A 3,640-nucleotide genomic window follows, 5' to 3' on the forward strand; every position below is an offset into this window, starting at 1 on the left:
CCCGCGGGCGATGCCCTGGTAGTCGCCGGTGACGTCGCGGTAGTTCTTGTAGCTGGATCCGATGGAGACCAGCACGGTCACGCTGTTGGCCGAACGGACCTGCACCGTGCCGCCCGAGCTGCTCACGGTCCCGCCGTCGGCCACCACCCTGGCCAGGGCGAGGAAACGGACCTGTCCGGTGATGCCCTCGAAGTCCCCCGACAGCCCGTCCATCGCGACGGTGCTGCCGTCGGGGCTGGAGCGGGTGATGCGCTGCGGGCTGTCGAAGGTCGCCGAGAAGCTGATTGAGTTGGCCCGGTCGGCGGTGAGCCTGATCGCGATGACCTGGTCGGGCGCGCTGGCCAGGATCTCGCGCCGGTAGCGGATGCCGTTCTGGGCGTAGGTGGTCACGGTGGTGGCCGTGGTCAGGTCGAGGTAGCGGTTGTACTCCGACACGCCGCTGGTGTTGCCGATGGACAACCGCAGGTTGCCGACGGTCTGGTAGGCGAGCTGCCCGGCCGGGCGGCCGAGCATGTTCTGGTCGATGAGGCTCTGGGCCTGGCTCCACTGGTTCTGGAACACCAGATTCCGGATCTGGCTCAGCGAGCCCGAATTACGGCCGCTGCTCTGGTCGTAGGGGCCACCGGCCCAGACGGTGTCCTCGTTGAGCTGCAACCGCTCCACATCGACGTTGCCGTAGACCATCGCGCCCAGGCGGCCGTTGCCGATCGGCAGGGCGCGCAACCAGTCGGTGCCGGCGCTCTCGTCGTACCACAGGGCCATGTCACCCGCCTCGGCGGGCGGGGCGGCGGCGGCCCTGGCGACCGCCGTCCACTGCAGGGGCAGGATCGCGGCTCCGGCGCCGGCCGCGCCGAACTGCAGCACTTTCCGGCGAGAGATGTCGGACATGCCGCTACCCCCTGGTCCAGCGCTGGTTGGTGGCGCCGGTGCAGGTCCAGATCTGGATCCTGGCGTTGTTGGCGGTGGAGGCGCCCGACACGTCCAGGCACTTGTTCGCGCCGATCGCGGTGATGCTGCCGTCGCCGTTGAAGCGCCACTTCTGGTTGTTCTGGCCGTTGCAGTCCCAGATGAGGACGCCGGTGCCGTCGGCGGTGCCGTTGTTGTTCACGTCGAGGCACTTGCCGCCGTAGACGCGCAGCTCACCGGCCGCGGTGGAGGTCCACTGCTGGTTGCTCTGGCCGTTGCAGTCCCAGAGCACCACGGCGGTGCCGTTGGTCTGGGAGGCGCCGGTCACGTCCACACACCGGTTGGACGCCACGCCCCTCAGCGGGCTGGTCGAGGTCGAGGGCGTCGGAGTGGGCGAGGGCGTCGTCGGGGTGCCGCCGCTGACGCGGTAGACGACCGTGCCGTGGGCGGGCACGCTGGCCGAGATGGTGCCCGACGTGCTGGTGACCGCGTTGGTCCAGGCGTCGCGCAGGTTGAACGAGGTGCCCGACAGGCCGATGGCGGCGGCGCTGGTGCTGATCGTGGTGGTGCTGCCGCCCTGGTTGAACAGGGCCACCGCGACGTCGCCGTTGCTGAGGCGCTTGGCCAGGATGCGGCGGGTGCCGTCGTTGCTGATCTGGGTCGCCTGCAACCCGAGGGTGTCCTGGTTGATGGCGATCAGGTTCGCGTTCTTCATGATCGTGGAGGTGGCGTTGTCCATGTTCCGGACGTCGTTGCCCGCGATCAGCGGCGCGGCCATGATCGCCCACAGGGCGAAGTGGCTGCGCATCTCGGTGTCGTTCATACCGCCCCGGCCGACCACCATCATGTCGGGGTCGTTGAACTGACCGGGCGCGGCGTAGCCCGACAGCGGCGCGTTGACGTTGACGATGTTCTGGATGCCCATCGGGTAGCCGTTGGTCTGGCCCGAGTTCCAGGTGTTGGTGATGTCCTCGGTGGTGCGCCAGATGTTGGCGACGTCGCCCCAGTTGCGGCGCGGGCCCGTCTTGTCGTGGATGCTGTTCGAGTTGATGCTGTACAGGATCGGGCGGCCGGTGGCGGCGAGCGCGTCGCGCATCTTGGCGAAGGCCCTGACCTGGTCGTCGATGGTGCCGGTGGGGGAGCACCAGTCGTACTTGAGGTAGTCGACGCCCCAGGCGGCGAACTGGCGCGCGTCCTGGGCCTCGTGGTTCAGGGCGCCGGTCGCGCCCGGGTAGGAGTTGAAGTACTGCGCGCAGGTCTTGTCGAGCGGGGCCTGGTAGATGCCGAACTTCATGCCGCGCGAGTGGATGTAGTCGCCCAGTGCCTTCATGCCGCTGGGGAACCGCGACAGGTTGGGCTGGAGGTTCCCGGCGGAGTCGCGGTTGGGGTCCATCCAGCAGTCGTCGACGACGACGTACTGGTAGCCGAGGTCGCGCATGCCGTTGTTGACCATCGCGTCGGTGGTCTGCTTGATCAGCGTCTCGTTGATGTTGCAGCCGAAGGTGTTCCAGGTGTTCCAGCCCATCGGCGGGGTGCGGCCTACTCCGTTGTTCAACGCCTGCGCCTGGGTCACGGGGGTCAGCGCCACGGCGACAACCGTCAGGGCCAGCAGCGCGCGGGTACTTTTCCTGCTCATGGGAGCTCCTGTCACTGGAAGGAGGCGTCGTCGACGTACAGCCCGTCGGTGCCGGCGGCGGTCTCGACGTAGAAGGAGGCGTTGGTGAGCGTGCCGGTCCACGAGACCGTCGCGGTGCCGGTGAGCTGGGTCCAGCCGTTCGTGTTGACCGTCTGGGCGGGGGTCAGCTGGAGATAGCTCGTCGTGCCGTTCGCGGTGAGCGTCAGCGTCGCCTTCGCGCTCGGGGTCCCGCTCTGCGAGCGGACCCAGACGCTCGTGGTGTAGCTCCCGCCGTTGGTGAGCTGCGCGGTCACGTTCTGGTGCGGGCCCTGCCAGGCGGCGGTACGCCCGGAGTTGAGCAGCGACCGGCTGCCGGCGTGGGCCACGTTGGTGGCCGAGGAGAGCGAACCCCCGGAGGTGGTCCAGCCCGTGGTGCCGTCCTCCATCGTGCCGTTGGTCAGCAGGTTGCCGCCGCCGCTGCCGCCTCCGCCGGTGAACTGCCACCAGTTGAGGTTGAACAGGTAGCCGCTGTTGCCCGCGAAGCGCAGGTAGAGGTCGCGCGTGCCGGTCGCGCCCGAGACGGGGCAGGTGACCGTGGTCCAGCTTTGCCAGCCGCCGGTCCCGGCGACGTTGCAGGTGCCCACGAGCGTGCCGGTCGCGGAGCCGAGCCGGACCTCGATCCGCCCACCGCCGGCGCCGGAGGCGACCCGGGCGGTGAAGGAGGACGCGCCGGTGCCGAAGGCCACACCCTTGACCTTGACGTGGTCGCCGTTCTCGATGAACCCGACGTTCATTCCGCCCTCGGTGGAGGCCTCGGTCTCCACCCCCGACGACCAGGCGATCGTCTCGGCCTCCTGGCGCACGTAGGGGTTGAGCGTGCCCACCTGGGCAGGCCCGGCGGTGGTCATGTTGATGGTCGGGATGGTGCCGTCGCCGTTGTAGGTGAACTTCTCCACCGCCACCGACCGGGTGTAACCGCTGCCGCCCGGCAGCGCGCCGTTGTGGTAGAAGAAATACGACCCGCCCGCGAAGTCGACGATCCCCGCGTGGTTGGTGAAGCTGGCGCCCTGCCGCGGCATGACCGTTCCCCGGTACGTCCACGGCCCGGTGGCACTCGGG

The 3,640-nt window shown here is 69.0% G+C and carries 3 protein-coding genes; all 3 read right to left on the minus strand.

The features are described 5' to 3' along the window. Window positions 1–888: glycoside hydrolase family 95 protein (locus AW273_RS35735; protein ID WP_232327750.1), on the minus strand; the 888-nt coding region annotated here is incomplete at its 3' end. Between the two features lie 4 nt (window positions 889–892). Then, complete coding sequence (locus AW273_RS35740) at window positions 893–2,542, minus strand: glycoside hydrolase family 27 protein (RefSeq protein WP_062358201.1); 1,650 nt, start codon at window positions 2,540–2,542, stop codon at window positions 893–895. Window positions 2,543–2,553: 11 nt separating this feature from the next. Next, the coding region (locus AW273_RS35745; RefSeq protein ID WP_157556498.1) for a carbohydrate-binding protein at window positions 2,554–3,640 on the minus strand (1,087 nt) is incomplete at its 5' end.

Origin of the sequence: Herbidospora yilanensis, from assembly GCF_001570565.1 — a bacterium.
In the GTDB taxonomy this organism is placed as follows: domain Bacteria; phylum Actinomycetota; class Actinomycetes; order Streptosporangiales; family Streptosporangiaceae; genus Herbidospora; species Herbidospora yilanensis.